The organism is Radiobacillus deserti, assembly GCF_007301515.1.
GTDB classification, from domain to species: Bacteria; Bacillota; Bacilli; order Bacillales; family Amphibacillaceae; genus Radiobacillus; species Radiobacillus deserti.
The window spans coordinates 410966-427894 of the sequence record NZ_CP041666.1 but is presented as its reverse complement, the minus strand read 5'-3'; the positions used below and the strand labels follow the sequence as shown (position 1 = coordinate 427894).

Below are 16929 nucleotides of genomic sequence, written 5' to 3'. Positions count from 1 at the left end.
TTAAGCATAAAAAAAAGAGAAACAAATAGTTTCTCTTTTTGATAACCTTATTGCACGATTAATGTTGCTTGCATCTCAGCATGTCCAGTTCCACAAGGAATACTGCATCGAATTTCATATTCTCCTGGCTCTTCCGGGGTAATGGTCTTCGTTCCGTCCCCTTCAATGTTCACATTCAGTTCTGGAATCATCAAACCATGCATACCTTCTGCACTCGTAAACTCAATGTTGACAGGCTCACCTGCTTTTACTGTATATTCCTCTTGGTCAAATTTGAAGTTAGTCGCTTCGATTTGAACGGACTTGTCCGCTTTTTCCGTAGATTCGCTTTCGCTAGATTCTTCTCCGCCACAAGCTGCTAATAGGAATACAAAGCTTAATATGAATAAAGATAATACAAACTTTTTCACATTACTTCCTCCTTACCGAATAGATTCATTAAAAGTATAACGCTTCTGCTCCCTGCATAAACTATCATTTTATGAAAATTTCATGAAGATTTATGAAAATGGATGACTCATTTTCTTTTCTTATATCAGTTTTAGCCGTATCATAGAAGAAATAAGGAGGGAATCCATATGTTAGCCTTTGATCATATTGTATATGCTGCAGAAGACGCAGAACATGCACAAAAGGAATACTCCGTAAAACGTGGACTTCTCACTGTAAAAGGTGGAAACCATGAAAAGTGGGGTACTTACAATTATTTATGTTACTTATTTAATGACAGTTATATCGAATGGCTATCCATTTCAGATGAACGTAAAGCTAGTAAAAGCGATAATCCACTCATTAAACAATTGTATCAAGTCCTCCAAGAACGAAAATCTGGAGGCATACAATTCGCATTACGAACCACCGACATGGATTCAATGCTCAACCATTTTCAAACAACTGGCGTTGAATTTGAAGGACCTTTTGCGGGCAGTCGACAGCGTCCAGATGGATCGGTTCTGGAATGGAGAATGTTGTTTCCGAAATCAGATGTAGAAGGGGAAACCTTGCCGTTCGTTATTGAATGGGGAAGTACGGTAAACAAACCAGAAAACCCATCGTTTGTAAACCGCGAAAAGTTTTCTACCATCCACTTGGGCGTACCGAATCCACAAGAGACCGCTAATAAACTAGCAAGCATCTATCAACTAGAAGCTTCTGAACCATTAGAGTTTTCGTTGGAAAACGGAACATTACTAGTTCGGGAAGGAAATGGCGCTCGCATTACGACGGAGACGATGTAAAGTCCTAATTTTTAACCGACTAACCTCGCCGATGTCAACTTTCCGATACATCAATCATTAGGAACAAACGAAATCCGGATTAGCATGCGAATTCACTTCGACAACTAGTCCGGATTTCAATTCCTTTTTGCCCACTCTCTTTTCACAACTGCTTCTCAAAATAAACCAACGAGTCCTCTTTTTCAGGAACAAATCTTTTCTCTACAAAATGATAGCCATGGCGGTCAAAGAGCTTTTGCGCATATGTATTCTTGGAAAATGTATCAGTTTTCATATAATGAAGCCCTTTTTCTATACTCACTTCTTCTGCTTTTCGAAAAAATGCATCCGCAATACCTTTCCCTCTTCCATTAGGATGTACAGCTAACCGTTTCATCGTAATGGCGGAACGATCACTTGTCCAAGCAATTTCATGGTATTCACTATGCTCCTTTTCACTGATGGCGGCTACTCCAAGCACACGGCCTTCCTCTTCATAGACGAATAACTCCTGTCGATTTAAATCTCCTTGAAAGTTCTCTTCTAACGGATAGGTATGGTCCCATTGAAAGTTCCCTTGACTATTCATGACTTTCACGGATGCCTGAACCACTTCCATAATAGCAGGTATATCATTTCGACTTGCTAATCTAATCACCTTAAATCCCCCTTTTTATAGAAAGAAAGGACTCCCATAATGGGAGTCCTCGTTATCCAAGCTGTTGATGTAAAAACTCGGTAACTTCCTCTGGTGTTTTCGTATAGGCACTATGTTGATGGGCGAGCTTTTCACCGTTTTGGAAAATAAGAATGCTCGGAATTCCCATCACATCAAATTCCTCTGCTAATCCCTTTACTTCATCACTATTTACTTCATACCAGTCATATTGATTAAATTCTTCGAGGATACCTCCGATAAACATATCCATACGTTTACAGTCTGGACACCAATCCGCAAAGAATTTCACAATAACTGGCTTGTCTGATTTTATAATCTCGTAAAACTGTTCGGATGACTTGATTGCTTCCATAGGTACAACTCCTTTCTCTTGAGAGAAATTTACCACTGTTCCATCACTCGGTTCAACCTTTATGCTTCATATTCTACTTTTCCTAAGATGTAGGCGATTCCGAGTCCTAAGGCAAATGCAACAACACTAAGAATAATCGTCGCACCACTTGGCACACCTGGAAAAATCACAACAATCGATCCGATTACTAATCCAATGACAAGTGCATAGGTGCCTGCTGGAAAATTTTCTAGGAAGAAATGAATAATTTTACTCATCACGATGATACCGATTAAAACCCCAATCCCTACGACAGCAATGACGTCTATTCTAAGATCAGATACCGCACTAATAATCGTAGAATAAACACCAATAATCAATAGCACAAATGACCCACTAATGCCTGGCAAAATCATCGCACTACTAGCAAGCATTCCCGAGAAGAATAAAAACAAATAAGACTGGAGCGTAAACTCTGTCATTGGCTCTGTTTCTCCTGTTTGGAAAAAGACCATGGACGCCACAATAGCCGCTCCGATCAATAACAACAGAATGTGTTGAGCTTTAAATGTTTGTTTCGCTTCTGCCTTATGAAAAAGGTAAGGTAGGATGCCAATGATTAGACCGAGAAAGAAAAACTTTGTTGGTCCTGGATAGTGTTCAAACAACCATTCAATCACATGGCTTAACAGCAAGATAGATGCAATGACTCCGACTCCTAACGGCAATAAAAAAGCTAAATGCTTTTTCCATTCCTTACTGAAGAAGCCATTTATAGATTCAATTAACTGATCGTATATTCCTAACAAAACAGCGATGGTGCCACCGCTCACACCTGGAATTACATCACTAGCTCCCATAATCATTCCACGATAAATATTTTTCCACTCCATATGTATGCTCCTTTATACGCAACATTCTTTCCTATCATAACAAAATATGGTTGCCTTTTATACATTCTTTTTTTATACTTAGAGTAAGCTATCTTGTTTTGCAAGATAGCTTACTCTTGAACAGGTACCTTGTAAAACAAGATAGAGGTGATAAGCTTGTCCTTGCGAAGCCAAATGCTTAAAGGAATTTTAGAAGGCTGTATTTTAGCCGTCATTGAACAACAGCCAACCTATGGCTATGAGCTTTCTTTAAGGCTACAGGAAAACGGATTAACCGACATTAGTGAAGGATCGATATATCCTATTCTTCTCCGACTACAGAAAGAACAATTAATTGATGGAACCTTAAAGACATCTGAAACGGGACCAAAGCGAAAATATTATGCCCTCACAGAAAAAGGCTACCAAGCACTAGAAGAGTTTGAGGCGCAATGGAACAGTATCCAGCCACCGGTGGCAAACATATTACGAAAAAGGAGTGATTACGAATGAATGCAAAAGAATTAATTGAATTAAACAATGAAAAAAGAGATAGGTTGAATGAGGAAAATTTGGCTTACTATGAAGATATGTTGTTATATATGAGAATGAGCCTCAGTCGTTCGGAACAACAAACAGAAGAGTTACTAATGGAGTTATTAGACCACTTATTAGATGCACAAGAGAATGGTAAAACAGCAAAGGAAGTATTCGGAGACGACCCTAAATCCTACTGTAAGGAAATGATCAAAGAGCTTCCTAAAGAAAAAATGAAAGATGGGCTTGTGTTTTTTATTTACTTGGCTTGTTATGGATTGGCATGGGTCAGCATTACTTCTGGAGTACTTGGACTATTTATGGATCCCCATACCGTTCAACTAGGAACTGCGATTATTAACGTACTCATTTATGCCCTTATGTTAATCGTTTGTGTCTTTCTAATTTTCAAAGTGATAGGATGGTCTATATTTCGGCGTATGCACGGTGTCTTAGAATACCTTCTGTACACGTTGATTTTCACTTTATTCGTCGGGGCAAGTTTTCTGCTTACGAAAGTTACTCCAAACTTCGGAACAGAGCTTACTCTTTCTAGCCCAATATACATCGGGATAGGCATTCTATTATTCGGAATTTCCTACGTATTGAATAAAATTTATAAAATAACAAAAAGCATAATTATATAAGAAGCTAGAACAAAACTAAAAGCACTGCTCTAGTACCGAGTTATTCATATACGACGCTTCAGCAGAATACTCTTTTCCGCGGGCAAAGCCATAAAAACAACATTGCAATGATGTAAGTGGTGCACCTGCATCTACTCGTACCTCTTCAAAGTAGGCTTCCCCGGTGCAAGGATGCAGAGAAGCTTATCCAAGTAGAACCCTTACTATTCCTGCTGGAGTCTTGTCTTCTGCCTACGCTGAGTTTTGGGAACTATATAGGTTTTGCTCACAAACAATACTTCTTAACTTAGAAAGAACACTGCAAGAAGCTGCGGGAAAATGCGAGACTCCTGTGGAAAAGGAACAGTTGAAGACCCCACAGAGAGCGTTCTTTGCGAACGAGGAGGCTGAGACGTTCCCCACGGAAAGCGAGTCTTTTCCCGCAGCGTCGGACTAGCAGTCATTTAGTATGTAGTTCAAAAAAGTTTCGAACCTTTATTCGATTTATCGACAGAGTCAAGAATAATGGTTCGAATTTTTTAATAGTATAAAAATTTTTGCCTTCCCCTCTTTAACATCACTTATTCCATGAACTCCAATTCCGGCATCCATTGTGACATATGTGCTTTTATTTCTTCATAATATTTTTGGTATCCCGGCATTATATCATTATTTAAGTCTTTCATTGGGATGACTTTAAAATCCTTAAACTTAGGCTTGTACTCCATATAGGTAGGAAGAAATTTAGGCTGTTCGACTGTAATCGTTTCTTCCTCTTCTTTTATCGTTTTTTTAATCGTTACCTTCACAACCCCACCAATTCGGTTATAAAACTCGTCCTGGCCAGAAATAAAATTCGCAAGGGAGTAGATGACGAATGTCTTATTTCCCTTTTCTCCCCGAAGCCAATCTACCGGCTGTAACACGTGCGGATGATGGCCAATCACTACATCAACGCCTAAATCTGCCGCATATTGGGCCAAATCCACTTGCTCTGGATTCGGCATTCGTTGATTTTCCGTTCCAAAATGATAGCTTAAAACAATCGCATCGGATATTTTCTCTGCTTCTTTCACATCCGTTGCTATCTTTTCTTTTTCGATTAGATTCACTAAATACTCTTTTCCTTCTGGTACTGGAATACCGTTTGTCCCGTACGTATAGCTAAGAAACGCTACATCTATGCCTTCGTCTGTTTCTACTACACGAATCCTCTTACTGTCTTCTCTGCTTTGATAAGCACCTGTGTACACCATATCAATGGCTTTCCAATGATCAATCGCACTTTGAATCGCTTTTTCTCCACGATCGAGCGTATGATTGTTTGCTATTGTAACGACGTCTACACCAACTTGTTTTAAGGTATCTCCTATTTCTTGTGGACTATTAAACGATGGATAATCAGACAGACCAATTTTCGTACCACCAATCATTGTTTCCTGATTCGCCATCGTAATCGTTGTATCGTTTAAATAAGGTTTTATTTTTTCGAAAAACGGGGTGAAATCATAGCCTGTCTCCGTTTTCGCATCATCAAACACTCGTTTGTGCAATAATATATCTCCAATTGCTGATAGAGTAATTTCTTTTTCTTCCACTTTTGGTTCCTCTATTTGCTCTTTTTCCACAAGTTCCTCTTGCTGATATTCCTTATCTTCCTTACTGTTCTCTTGTTCCCTACAACTTATTAAAACAAGGGCACTAAATAACAACAGCACGATTACAAAGAAAATTCGTTTCATCAAATGACCCCTTTAACTAGGTATATTCTTCCTTTATTCTAGTATATTCGACACCCTTTTTATACCTTTATCTAGTAATCTCTATAGATTCTCTTTTTACGACCAACCATCATGTAATAGGACGAGACAAGAACGAATAGAATTGGAAAGATACCAATTCAAAGGGGTTGTCCACCATGGAAAATTATTTAAAGAGTGCAGAATTTGAACATCAGTTTTGGCTACAAGTGTTAGGAGATCATTCTCGTTTTATTAGAGATTCGTTATATCCCAAAGAAAAGAAGGATATTGAAACCGCACAAGAATTTGTATTCTTATTTGACGAACTATTAAAGAAGTCGAAGCCACTTGCAGAAACAAATGTTATCGCCTTTACAAAGGTAGCCGAGTCCGCAACGGATCAGCTGAAAGACTTTAAATTATCCATATTAGAGCGCCACTTAAATGGCAAAATCGGGATACTTCTATCCCCTACCTTCATTAACCATACCTTAAACGAATTAGAAGAATACCAATTAGTGATAGATTATCTTAAACAAGGAGAAGCACCTCCCATTTTTCACGAATTACACCACCACCTCATTTGGCTCGTAGATGCATCCGGCCATGCCGGTATTATTAATGATCATCTGGATGGTGTCGAAAAACGGTTGAAGCAAAAAAGCAAAACGTTTGAAGAGCATTTTAATTCCTTTTATTTAAAGGCGATTGAACTAACTGGATACTTACGAACAAATCAAAAATCTTTTCCTGCTTTAACGAGATTTAATTCCGATGTGGAAGTGGAGATGAACTTATTCCGCGGGTTTTTGCATGAAGTAGAAGAAATGGAGCTTTCCGAAGAGCTACTTGGAACTTTTTCTGGTTTAATGGCCGATCATATGGCGCGTGAAGAGTGCTATTACTTAATCAAATTAGCTGAATCCACAAACACCCCCATGCCAAATTGTGACCCAACGAAACCGAGAACACCAGATCCTCAGTAGCAAAAAGACCAAACACGTAAACATTGTGTTTGGTCTTTTTTAACATAATAGTACGAAGGGACCAAAAAGCACTACGATTTTCTCATACCGAATGCCACCAATTTAACCAGTGATAATGAGATAACTAATAACTTTGAATGGTCTGGTGCATCTGAAAAGGATGGCGTTCATTCCTTTTATCGGATGACTATCTGCCTACAAGGATGGAAGAAAGTAAATCAAATGGGTATCTTCTATGAAAAAGATGGCAAGCAGGTCGAACTTATATCCACACAAGACCACTTCACTATTCGTAAGGGAAGCGAAAAGTAACAAGGTATCCCCTAATGGCATCATGCCTCATTCCAAGCTACCCTACATTTGTTTTGGCGCCTTCATACCTAATAGTCTTAGTCCTTCCTCTAAAACAAGAACGACCGCTTGAACAAGCGCAAGACGTTGTTGTTTTTTTGTTTCATCTTCCAAAACACGAACATGTGCATAATAGCGATTAAACTCCTGCGCCAAGTCCACCACACACTTCGCAATGATGGATGGATCAAATTGTTCCGTTGCACGTTGGACAGCATTTGGAAAGCTTAATAGCTCACTAATGATTGGCCACATATATGTCTGGTCTTCTTCCAAGTACATCGTATCATTGAAGCCGTTAAAACCACCTTTTTCTAATAAAGAGCATCCTCTAGCATGGGTATATTGAACATATGGTCCGGTCTCTCCTTCAATGCGAAGCATATCCTCTAAGGAAAACTCTACATCATTGTTTCGGTGATTCTTTAAATCGTGGAATAGTACAGCCCCGACTCCAACTGCTTTTGCCGCTTCCTCCTTATTTTCTAACCCCGGATTCTTTTCTTCCATGTTTGTTTTCGCTAGCTCAATCGCTTCACGTAGTACTTCTTCTAATAAGACGACCTTCCCTTTACGAGTGGACATTTTTTTACCATCTTTTAAAATCATCCCGAAGGATATGTGGTGCAGATCTTTTGCCCAATCATATCCCATTTTTTCTAGAACGAGCTTAAGCTGCTTGAAGTGAAGACCTTGTTCGTTTCCAACCACATATAAGGATTGATCAAAGTCATAATTTCTTTTGCGATATAAAGCCGCAGCTAAATCACGAGTTGTATAAAGCGTTGCACCATCTGATTTTCGAATTAAGCTTGGTGGTAAATCATGCTCACTTAAATCAACTACTTGCGCACCTTCTGATTCAGTTAATAAATTTTGCTCTTCTAGTAGCTCCAAGACTTCTGCCATTTTGTCGTTATAAAAAGCCTCACCGTGATACGAATCAAACGTAATTCCCATAAGATCATAGATTTTATTGAATTCCTTTAACGATTCTTCTCTGAACCACTTCCATAAGCTTTCCGCTTCTTCGTCTCCATCCTCAAGCTTCTTAAACCACTTACGCCCTTCTACATCTAGGTCAGGATTTGATTCCGCTTCTTCATGGAAACGAATATATAGCTTCAGCAATTCCTCTATTGGATTTTGACGAACTTTCTTTTCTTCCCCCCATTTTGTGTAGGCAACCATTAGCTTCCCAAATTGTGTACCCCAATCCCCAAGATGGTTGATACGAATTGGTTGATACCCAGACTTTTTCAGCAATAAAGCAATGCTGTTCCCGATAACAGTAGAGCGTAAATGTCCCATGGAAAAAGGCTTCGCAATGTTTGGGGAAGACATATCAATTGGTACATTGCCACCATTTCCTATATTCGAATCTCCGTAATGGCTTTTCTTTTTTAAAATTTCGTGAATAACATTTGTTCCTACTTGTGTTTTATCCAAGAACACATTGACATATGGTCCAACTGCTTCTACCTTTTCGAACAATGTCTCCTTTACTTTGGTCGCTAAGTCTTCTGCAATTTTATTTGGTGCCATTCGTTTTATTTTCGCTAGCTCGAAGCACGGAAATGCAAAATCTCCATGACTTAATTGTTTAGGCTGTTCAATGAAACGGTAAATCTTTTCAACTGAAAGCTCTCCGAGGTGTGGAGCTAATGACTTTGCAAATAATCCTTTATAATCCATTGTTACACGTTCCTTTCCTTCACCTAAAATATATAAAAAAAGCCCTCGTCTCTATTGTAAGAGACGAGAGCTTTAATCCCGCGGTACCACTCTATTTGTTCTAAAGAACCTGCTTAACCGATAACGGCGGCAACCGGTAATCCCTACTACATCGTTTCAGGAGTACAGTCGAGAAAGTCCGGTTCATTCTCCCTTTCATGCTAGGCTCGCACCAAATCCTAGCTCGCTTTGACGTCCAGAAGAGCTACTCTCTTTCTCATCAACCATGACTATGTAAAGTACTTTTATTATACTGATTTCTGCTAAAATTTCAATCCTACTTGGAAAATTCTTCGTTTATTTCAGTATGGGATGGGAATGATAGTTATATACCTATCCTATAGAAAGGGTGTTTTTCGATGGCAAAAAATTCTCAATATCAACCCACACGCACGGAAGGAGCTTCCTTGTCGGATACACAAGAGGTTCTGTACACAAAAGAATTTAAACGAGCAGACATAGCTGGTGGATATCGCAGTGCTCGAGTAAAAGAAGCACGTAGAGAAAACCCAAATTTATAAAGGCTTGATGGTAACTAGCTCTTTTTCAGGAGCTAGTTTTTTCATGTGTCATAAGCTATTTAATCCCGTATTTATCCTGAAGGTCCTTTGGTGCCATCTGAATAATCTTTTGCAGTACAAAGCCGGCAACCGCTACATCATCTAAGATGCCGAACAATAGGAGAAAATCCGGAATTAAGTCAAACGGAAACAAAATATATCCAACAACCAAAAGAATGGAAATTAGCTTTTTGCGCCTACTCACTTGATTGGATGTGAAAAAGTCTTTTAGAAACGGAATGGATTTTCTAATATTGAATAAGAACTTTAATCTTCGAAATAATCTCCTCATTCTATTCCCACCTTTTGAACAGCAGCTGATCATCCTCTGAGGATGGATTACCTCTGCCATCGGTATTATTGGTTATAAAGTACAATCCTGTTTCGGATGCCTGTACATCTCGGATTCGTCCAAAGCCGTCAAGCCACGAGGCTAACTGCTCCTGCTCTATGTCATACCGAAAAATAGATTGCCCACGTAATCCTGCAAAATACAGATAGTCACGGTAGTAAGCTAAGCCTGAAGGGGCCCATGTGTCTTCTCCTGAGTGAATGATTGGTTTTTCCATTCCGTCCACTGCACTATTTCCTTGGATGATGGGCCACCCGTAATTTGAGCCCTTCTGGATATGATTTAGCTCATCATGTGCTTGATTGCCGTGTTCTGTTGCATACATAACGCCATCGTTCGTCCATGTCATTCCTTGTGGATTTCGATGACCATAACTATAGATAGGGGAATTCGGGAATGGATTATCCGACGGTATCGATCCATCTAGATTCACACGCAATATTTTTCCCGCTAAGCTTTCTAAGTTTTGAGCTTGATCCGGCATTGTTGCATCTCCTGTTGTAATATAGAGCTTTTGATCCGGTCCAATTTCTAACCTACCGCCTTGGTGATACGTACCACCCGGTATTTGATCAAGTATCGTAACCCCTTCCTGCCAGAAGGTATCCTCCTCTATTAAGGTAGTGACTCTTTGATAGATGTTCCCAGCTTGCACATAAGAATAATAGGCAATTGCTCGTTTGCTTTCTTGAAAATCCTCCGGTAACACCAATCCTAATAAACCCGCTTCTGGTTTGTCAGATAGTTCTTGATGGAACTGTACCGGCTTTCTTTTCTGTTCATTCTCTACTATCTCAACAATCAACCCTTTTCTTTCACTCACATAAATGCTCTCTTTGTACGGGACAATCTCCCACGGTTCCTCAAGCTGTGATGCAATCACCTTAACAGTTGAATGATTTGAGTCCTCATATTCCGAATTTTCCGTTGTTTGATGACGACTAGAATCCTCTTGGTTCGAACAACCAATAAGCAAGATACCCATCCCTGCAATCGCAAGCCATCGCATCACAACACTCCTCTAGAGTTGGAATTTATTTTACTATACCTACTTTCCTTGTGATTGTAAAAGGAAAACCCAACCTAATTGGTTGGGTCTTTCATCCTATTCGTCTTTTTCCCATTTATTATGACCATGACCATGCTTTTTATGTTCCATGATATAGCCATTTTCCTTTAGCTTTTTGCTGAAGAAGTCTAAGTGCTCTTTCATTTTCTTTGCTTTTTCCTCTGTCATAACACCGTATTCTACATACTTATCGATAATTAGTTTACGCTGTTTCACGAGTTCATCGTGCAATTGCTTCATCTCAGCAATCTGATCCTTTGTTAGTTCTTTCTTTTCCATTTCTTCATGATTCGGTTCTACGTTACCTTCCGCGTTTATATCTAACGAACTAAAGTTAAACAATGTTAAAGTAAACGCCACGAGTATGAAACTCAGCTTTAGCTGCTTCATCTTGTTCTTCCTCCTTTCTCTATGTACTTAGAACTACTTTGTGCTAAAAACGAAGGTTTATACTTATGTGTTTTAAACGTTTAATGGAATCATCCTATCAAGGGTACAAAAGGAACATAAAAAGGTGTCGAATACCATCTGATTGGATTCGGCACCTTAGCTAGGCCATCTATTTAATCATTTCTTTTATTAACTCTCGATTTCGATCTTTAAACAAATCATTATGAGAGGAAACTAATCCGAATGCTTCTGCCTTTGGCTCTAAAAATTGCTTCGCATGATTTACTGCATTTCCTGCATCGTGGAATGCACCCGCAATAAGGTGTAATTTCCCTTCATGCCCTAGTACATCACCAGCAGCATAGATACCTGGAACGTTCGTAGCACTTGTCGCTTCTCCAGCAATGCACCACTCATTCAGCATCGCAATCTCTAGCTCACTATTTGCAATTAAATCCTTATCTCGGACATACCCGTGATTGATGATTACGTCGTCAACTCCTAAGTATTCTACTTCTCCCGTTTCGTGATTGGTTAGCTGTACCTGCTCAATTGAATCTTGATTCGCATTCGCAAGTAGTTTTGTAATTGTTGTGTTAAAAAAGCAAGTTGCTGTACTTTTCAAGAGTTGGGTAACATGGGCTTCATGCCCCGTAAACGCGTCTTTTCGATACGTTACGTACACTTTCTTCGCAATGGATTCTAATTCATTTGCCCAATCAATTGCTGTATCTCCGCCACCTGATATGAGCACGGTTCTATTTTTAAAGCGTTTAAGTGATTTAACTGTATAGTGTAAATTGCTGACCTCAAACTTTTCGGCACCGGAAATTTCAATTCGTTGTGGCTTAATAATGCCTCCACCAACTGCGATAATTATAGTTTTAGAATAATGTTCTTTCCCTGACGAACCTCTTAGGATGAATATTCCAGATTCATCACGAGCAATGGCTGTAATTTTTTCGTTTAGAACAACTGTCGGATCAAACGTTAATCCTTGATTCACGAGCTGCTCGATTAACTTTTCTCCTAATATGGGTGGCAAACCGCCAACATCCCAAACCATCTTTTCCGGATAAACATGCACCTTTCCACCTAGCTCCGATTGAAAATCTATGATCTTTGTTTTCATTTCTCTAAGCCCACTATAGAAGGCCGAAAAAAGTCCAGCTGGACCACCACCAATAATCGTGACATCAAAGATATCTTTCTTCATTATTTGATCCGCTCCTTCTTCCTACTATTTTCAAGATCTTGTTCACCGATAAATTACAACTAGGTTTATCATACTACTAATTGATAATGATAATCAATACCAATTGTAATATTTAACAGCTAAAGGTATCCTACTAACTTTGTCACGATTTTAGGACATAAAAAACCCAGCTCTAAGTCTTAGAGCTGGGTCCTTCCGATTAAGATTTTTTCTTCGCTGCTTTTTCACGTTCATTTTTGTTTAAGATTTTTTTACGAAGCCGAATCGATTCTGGTGTTACTTCACAATATTCATCATCGTTTAGATATTCAATGGCCTCTTCTAGCGTAAGTTTTCTCGTCTTGCGAATCGTAGCTGTCTGGTCTTTCGTTGCAGAACGAACGTTTGTAAGATGTTTTTCTTTTGTAATATTTACCGTTAAGTCGTTGTCACGGTTGTGCTCTCCAACAATCATACCGGAATATACTTCTGTACCTGGATCTACGAAAATCGTTCCACGATCCTCTAGTCCCATAATTCCATAAGTAGAAGCTTTTCCTGCTTCCAATGCTACTAGAACACCTTGGTGTCTGCCACCAACGCGACCGGATACAACCGGTTCGTATTGATCAAACGTATGGTTTAGAATACCGAACCCTCTCGTTTGTGTCATAAACTCTGTTGTATAACCGATTAAACCACGGGATGGAACTTTGAATTCCATTCTGACTTGTCCATTGCCATGGTTGACCATGTCGAGCATTTCCCCTTTTCTTGCTCCGAGGGATTCCATAACAGCACCTGTATAATCTTCAGGAACGTCAACTTGTACGCGTTCGATTGGCTCACAACGTACTCCGTCTACTTCCTTAATAATTACCTGTGGTTTGGAAAGCTGTAATTCATAGCCTTCACGACGCATATTTTCAACTAGAATAGAAAGGTGAAGCTCCCCACGACCAGACACGGTCCACGCATCCGGCGAATCGGTTGGGTCAACACGTAAACTTACATCTGTTTCTAGCTGCGTTAATAAACGCTCTTCAATTTTACGAGATGTAATATATTTTCCTTCACGACCTGCAAAAGGACTATTATTAACTAGGAATGTCATCTGTAGCGTTGGTTCATCAATACGAAGAATTGGTAATGCTTCCTGATGATCTGTTGGACAAACGGTCTCTCCAACGTTTATATCCTCCATCCCAGATAGAGCGATAATGTCTCCAGCTTTTGCTTCTTCAATTTCAATCCGCTTTAATCCGATAAAGCCAAATAATTTCGTTACACGGAAATTCTTAACGGAGCCGTCTTTTTTCATTAACGATACCTGTTGACCCACTTTAATCGTACCACGGAAAATCCGTCCAACCCCTATACGGCCCAAGTAATCGTTATAGTCTAGCATCGTTACTTGGAACTGCAGCGGTTCTGCAGAATTGTCTTCAGGCGCTGGGATATGGTCTAAGATTGTAGTGAAAACAGGATCCATTGTTTCTTGTTGGTCTTCTGGCTCTAATCCAGACGTTCCATTTAATGCAGAAGCATACACAACTGGAAATTCTAATTGATCCTCATCTGCTCCAAGCTCAATAAACAAATCCAGTACTTCATCAATAACATATTCCGGGCGGGCACTTGGTCTATCAATTTTGTTTACAACAACGATTGGTGTAAGCTTTTGCTCTAACGCTTTTTTCAACACGAAACGTGTTTGCGGCATACACCCTTCATAAGCATCTACCACAAGCAATACACCGTCTACCATTTTCATAATACGTTCTACTTCTCCACCAAAGTCTGCGTGACCAGGTGTATCTAAGATGTTCACTCGTGTATCGTTATATTGAATAGCCGTATTTTTAGCTAAAATCGTTATGCCTCGTTCTCTCTCCAAATCATTGGAGTCCATTGCTCTGTCGTCGACTTGTTCATTTTCACGAAATGTTCCAGAGTAGCGAAGTAACTGATCCACTAACGTTGTTTTTCCGTGGTCAACGTGAGCAATAATTGCGATATTACGAATATCTTCTCTTAATTGCATTCTAATTTACTCTCCTCTAAGTATCATATAGATACGTAGTTATTTCCAATCACAACCAGCCTATTATAGCACACTTTTTAGGATGTATATATATTTGCTGACATTGTATTAGTTTTCTTACGAAGTCATCTTTGGAAAAGTAATTGTAAACATGGCTCCTCCGAGATGAGAAGTTTCCACAGATATGGAGCCACCAGACCGTTCTACGATTGCTCTTGCAATTGCAAGTCCAAGTCCTGTTTCTCCACCTTTTCCTTTTACAAAGCGATGAAATAAGTGTGGAATGAGGTCTTCCGTTATTCCTGGACCATCATCCGAAATCCGTAAATGCACATACCCATCCTTTTCATAGCTACTTACCTCCACAGTCGATTCTGCATGTCGAACTGCATTGGATACAATATTCATCGTAGCTTGCAATAGCTTTTCTTTATCCGCTTCAAAAGAAGATAAAACATCTGTATCATATCTTAAGGAAATCGAGCGTTCATTGGCTAAAGGTAATGCCCGTTCTGCTATTAGTGTGATTAATTCCTCTACTTTTATCAGTTCTTTTTCGTATATATTCTCATCACTATCTAATTTCGCGAGTAAAATCATCTCATTGATTATCTTTTTTAAACGACTGATTTCCTGCACCACAACATCTAAGCCGCGCTCTGCGTCAGCATCCGTAAATATCCCATCTCGAATTCCTTCTGCATACCCTTGGATTGTCATTAACGGGGTTTTAAGCTCATGACTCGCATTTTGAAAAAACTGCTTTTGTGATGTTATATATCGCTCTAGTTCTCTAGCCATCTCGATTACACTTTGTTCTACCTCTTTAATCTCTCCACTAGCGTCAATTTTCCTTAATTCATCGAATTGACGGTTTTGGATTTTTTTAATTTGATGCTTCAGTCTCGTAAGAGGAGTAACAAGACGGCGCGTTAATAAATAGCTCAAGGCAATCGCTGCCGTGACACCAATAAAAAATACGATCAATAACCTAGAGACAAAGGTATGTTGAACAGCTTGCAAATCATCTAACGGCGTGACGAGCACAAGTTCAGCATCTGGCAGTTCGGTGTAAAATGCAATTTTGGATACCACATACCGTTCATCCCCAGCACGCCACAACGGCTGTTCATCCGAGCTCAAATCATAATGTTTAACCCAGTATTCCGTTACATCAGAGGGAAGCGTAGACAAAAGAATTTGGTCCGAGTTATTATCATAAATAAATAATTGAAGGTCTTGTTCATTTAAAAATCGCTGCACATTCACCGAGTTATACTCATCATTTAAAATACTAACGAGTAATTCCCCTTTAGCCTGTAATTGTCTCTGTTCATCTTGTATTAGTAAATTTAATAGTAGGGAATAGATGGTATAAGCCGTAACTGACATGATCACAACAAGCAACGTGGTAAAGGCTGCATTCAGTTGATATTGTAATTTCATGATCCGTCCTCACTTGAGCTCCTCATACGGTAGCCATACCCCCAAACCGTTTCAATTGGAAGCCCGTCCAATTTCTTTCGAAGTCTTTTAATTAGATCGTCTACTGCTCGATCACTTCCAAAGTAATCCTCTCCCCATACCTTTTTCAGGAGCTCTTCTCTAGAAAAAGCTCGGTTTTGATTTTGCACAAAGATAGACAACATATCAAATTCCTTCGCTGTTACCTCTATTTCTTCCCCTTGCCAAACGATTCGTCGATCGTCTAATTTAACAATTAAGTCTCCAAGCTGTCGTTCTTCTTTCACCCCTTGAGGTACACGCTGCACGGTCACTCGTTTAAACAAACGCTTGACACGTGCCACTAATTCTCTTGGACTAAAAGGCTTTGTTAAATAGTCATCCCCACCTAATTCCAAGCCTAATATTTTATCGATTTCTTCATCCTTCGCGGAAATAATAATAATCGGTACATCGCTCGTATCTCGTATCTTTTTGCACAGTTCATACCCATCCATTCCGGGAAGCATGATATCTAATATCCACATATCAGGCTTTTTGCCACTGTTCCAATACTCCCAAGCATCCTCTGCATTATCCATAGCGATGATGTCATACCCTTCTTTTTGAAGGTACGCTTTCACGATATTTTGAATATTTCGATCATCTTCAACAATTGCAACATTCGCATGCATTACTACTCCGCCCCCTATTTATTGATTATATTTTCGCACATCTTTCATAAATGTGAATCCATCTTCTTGTTTTACACACTTTTTACACATTTGTACCAAAGTATTG

At 39.3% G+C, this 16929-nt stretch carries 17 protein-coding genes, 1 pseudogene and 1 other annotated feature; of the genes and pseudogenes, 5 read left to right on the top strand and 13 right to left on the bottom strand.

The genetic code is table 11. The features are described 5' to 3' along the window. Positions 1–47: 47 nt before the first annotated feature. Positions 48–410: a cupredoxin domain-containing protein gene (locus FN924_RS02270; RefSeq protein WP_143891885.1), complete on the bottom strand. Its 363-nt coding sequence runs from the start codon at positions 408–410 to the stop codon at positions 48–50. A gap of 168 nt (positions 411–578) precedes the next feature. On the opposite strand from FN924_RS02270, the gene FN924_RS02265 reads away from it, so the two are divergent. Further along, positions 579–1238, top strand: a complete 660-nt coding sequence (locus FN924_RS02265; protein WP_143891884.1) for a VOC family protein — start codon at positions 579–581, stop codon at positions 1236–1238. 142 nt (positions 1239–1380) lie between these two features. Here the strand turns inward: FN924_RS02265 and FN924_RS02260 are convergent, their stop codons facing one another. The 3 genes from FN924_RS02260 to FN924_RS02250 are packed head-to-tail and all read right to left on the bottom strand — an operon-like array spanning position 1381 to position 3120. Further along, positions 1381–1875 carry a GNAT family N-acetyltransferase gene (locus tag FN924_RS02260; protein WP_143891883.1) on the bottom strand — a complete coding sequence of 165 codons (495 nt, stop codon included), beginning with the start codon at positions 1873–1875 and terminating at the stop codon, positions 1381–1383. Positions 1876–1927: 52 nt separating this feature from the next. Further along, on the bottom strand, positions 1928–2248 hold the full coding sequence (locus FN924_RS02255) for a thioredoxin family protein (protein WP_143891882.1): 321 nt from the start codon (positions 2246–2248) through the stop codon (positions 1928–1930). A gap of 59 nt (positions 2249–2307) precedes the next feature. Beyond that, positions 2308–3120 (bottom strand): DUF368 domain-containing protein, encoded by an 813-nt coding sequence (locus FN924_RS02250; protein ID WP_143891881.1) that lies wholly within the window; start codon positions 3118–3120, stop codon positions 2308–2310. 162 nt (positions 3121–3282) lie between these two features. On the opposite strand from FN924_RS02250, the gene FN924_RS02245 reads away from it, so the two are divergent. Both FN924_RS02245 and FN924_RS02240 read left to right on the top strand, forming a co-directional pair. Then, on the top strand, positions 3283–3612 hold the full coding sequence (locus FN924_RS02245) for a PadR family transcriptional regulator (protein WP_143897092.1): 330 nt from the start codon (positions 3283–3285) through the stop codon (positions 3610–3612). Then, positions 3609–4283, top strand: a complete 675-nt coding sequence (locus FN924_RS02240) for a DUF1129 family protein (RefSeq protein ID WP_143891880.1) — start codon at positions 3609–3611, stop codon at positions 4281–4283. The genes FN924_RS02245 and FN924_RS02240 overlap by 4 nt, the downstream gene beginning before the upstream one ends. A 560-nt stretch (positions 4284–4843) precedes the next feature. Here FN924_RS02240 and FN924_RS02235 read toward each other — a convergent pair. Next, complete coding sequence (locus tag FN924_RS02235) at positions 4844–6004, bottom strand: CapA family protein (RefSeq protein ID WP_143891879.1); 1161 nt, start codon at positions 6002–6004, stop codon at positions 4844–4846. 176 nt (positions 6005–6180) lie between these two features. On the opposite strand from FN924_RS02235, the gene FN924_RS02230 reads away from it, so the two are divergent. Continuing rightward, positions 6181–6990: a DUF2935 domain-containing protein gene (locus FN924_RS02230; protein WP_143891878.1), complete on the top strand. Its 810-nt coding sequence runs from the start codon at positions 6181–6183 to the stop codon at positions 6988–6990. 354 nt (positions 6991–7344) lie between these two features. On the opposite strand, the gene argS is transcribed toward FN924_RS02230, so the two are convergent. Then, complete coding sequence (gene argS, locus FN924_RS02225) at positions 7345–9036, bottom strand: arginine--tRNA ligase (RefSeq protein WP_143891877.1); 1692 nt, start codon at positions 9034–9036, stop codon at positions 7345–7347. Between the two features lie 56 nt (positions 9037–9092). After that, positions 9093–9305, bottom strand: a binding site (T-box leader). A 129-nt stretch (positions 9306–9434) separates the two neighbouring features. On the opposite strand from argS, the pseudogene FN924_RS02220 reads away from it, so the two are divergent. Beyond that, positions 9435–9563, top strand: a pseudogene (locus tag FN924_RS02220) (YfhE family protein); the annotation flags it as partial. 88 nt (positions 9564–9651) lie between these two features. Here the strand turns inward: FN924_RS02220 and FN924_RS02215 are convergent. The 7 genes from FN924_RS02215 to FN924_RS02185 all read right to left on the bottom strand — a co-directional run bounded on the left by FN924_RS02215 (position 9652) and on the right by FN924_RS02185 (position 16823). Then, the gene (locus tag FN924_RS02215) at positions 9652–9927 is read right to left on the bottom strand and encodes a YkvA family protein (protein ID WP_143891875.1); all 276 of its coding nucleotides are present in this window, start codon (positions 9925–9927) and stop codon (positions 9652–9654) included. Position 9928: 1 nt separating this feature from the next. After that, positions 9929–10996, bottom strand: a complete 1068-nt coding sequence (locus FN924_RS02210; protein WP_194709681.1) for a PQQ-dependent sugar dehydrogenase — start codon at positions 10994–10996, stop codon at positions 9929–9931. Positions 10997–11092: 96 nt separating this feature from the next. Further along, positions 11093–11446, bottom strand: a complete 354-nt coding sequence (locus FN924_RS02205; protein ID WP_143891873.1) for a DUF2680 domain-containing protein — start codon at positions 11444–11446, stop codon at positions 11093–11095. A gap of 169 nt (positions 11447–11615) precedes the next feature. After that, positions 11616–12662 (bottom strand): NAD(P)/FAD-dependent oxidoreductase, encoded by a 1047-nt coding sequence (locus FN924_RS02200; protein WP_407692003.1) that lies wholly within the window; start codon positions 12660–12662, stop codon positions 11616–11618. Between the two features lie 199 nt (positions 12663–12861). Beyond that, entirely contained in the window at positions 12862–14685 is a 1824-nt protein-coding gene (gene typA, locus FN924_RS02195) for a translational GTPase TypA (protein ID WP_143891871.1), read from the bottom strand. A gap of 117 nt (positions 14686–14802) precedes the next feature. Next, positions 14803–16131 carry a sensor histidine kinase gene (locus FN924_RS02190; RefSeq protein ID WP_143891870.1) on the bottom strand — a complete coding sequence of 443 codons (1329 nt, stop codon included), beginning with the start codon at positions 16129–16131 and terminating at the stop codon, positions 14803–14805. After that, positions 16128–16823, bottom strand: a complete 696-nt coding sequence (locus FN924_RS02185) for a response regulator transcription factor (RefSeq protein ID WP_143891869.1) — start codon at positions 16821–16823, stop codon at positions 16128–16130. Before FN924_RS02185 ends, FN924_RS02190 begins: the two co-directional genes overlap by 4 nt. Positions 16824–16929: the final 106 nt, after the last annotated feature.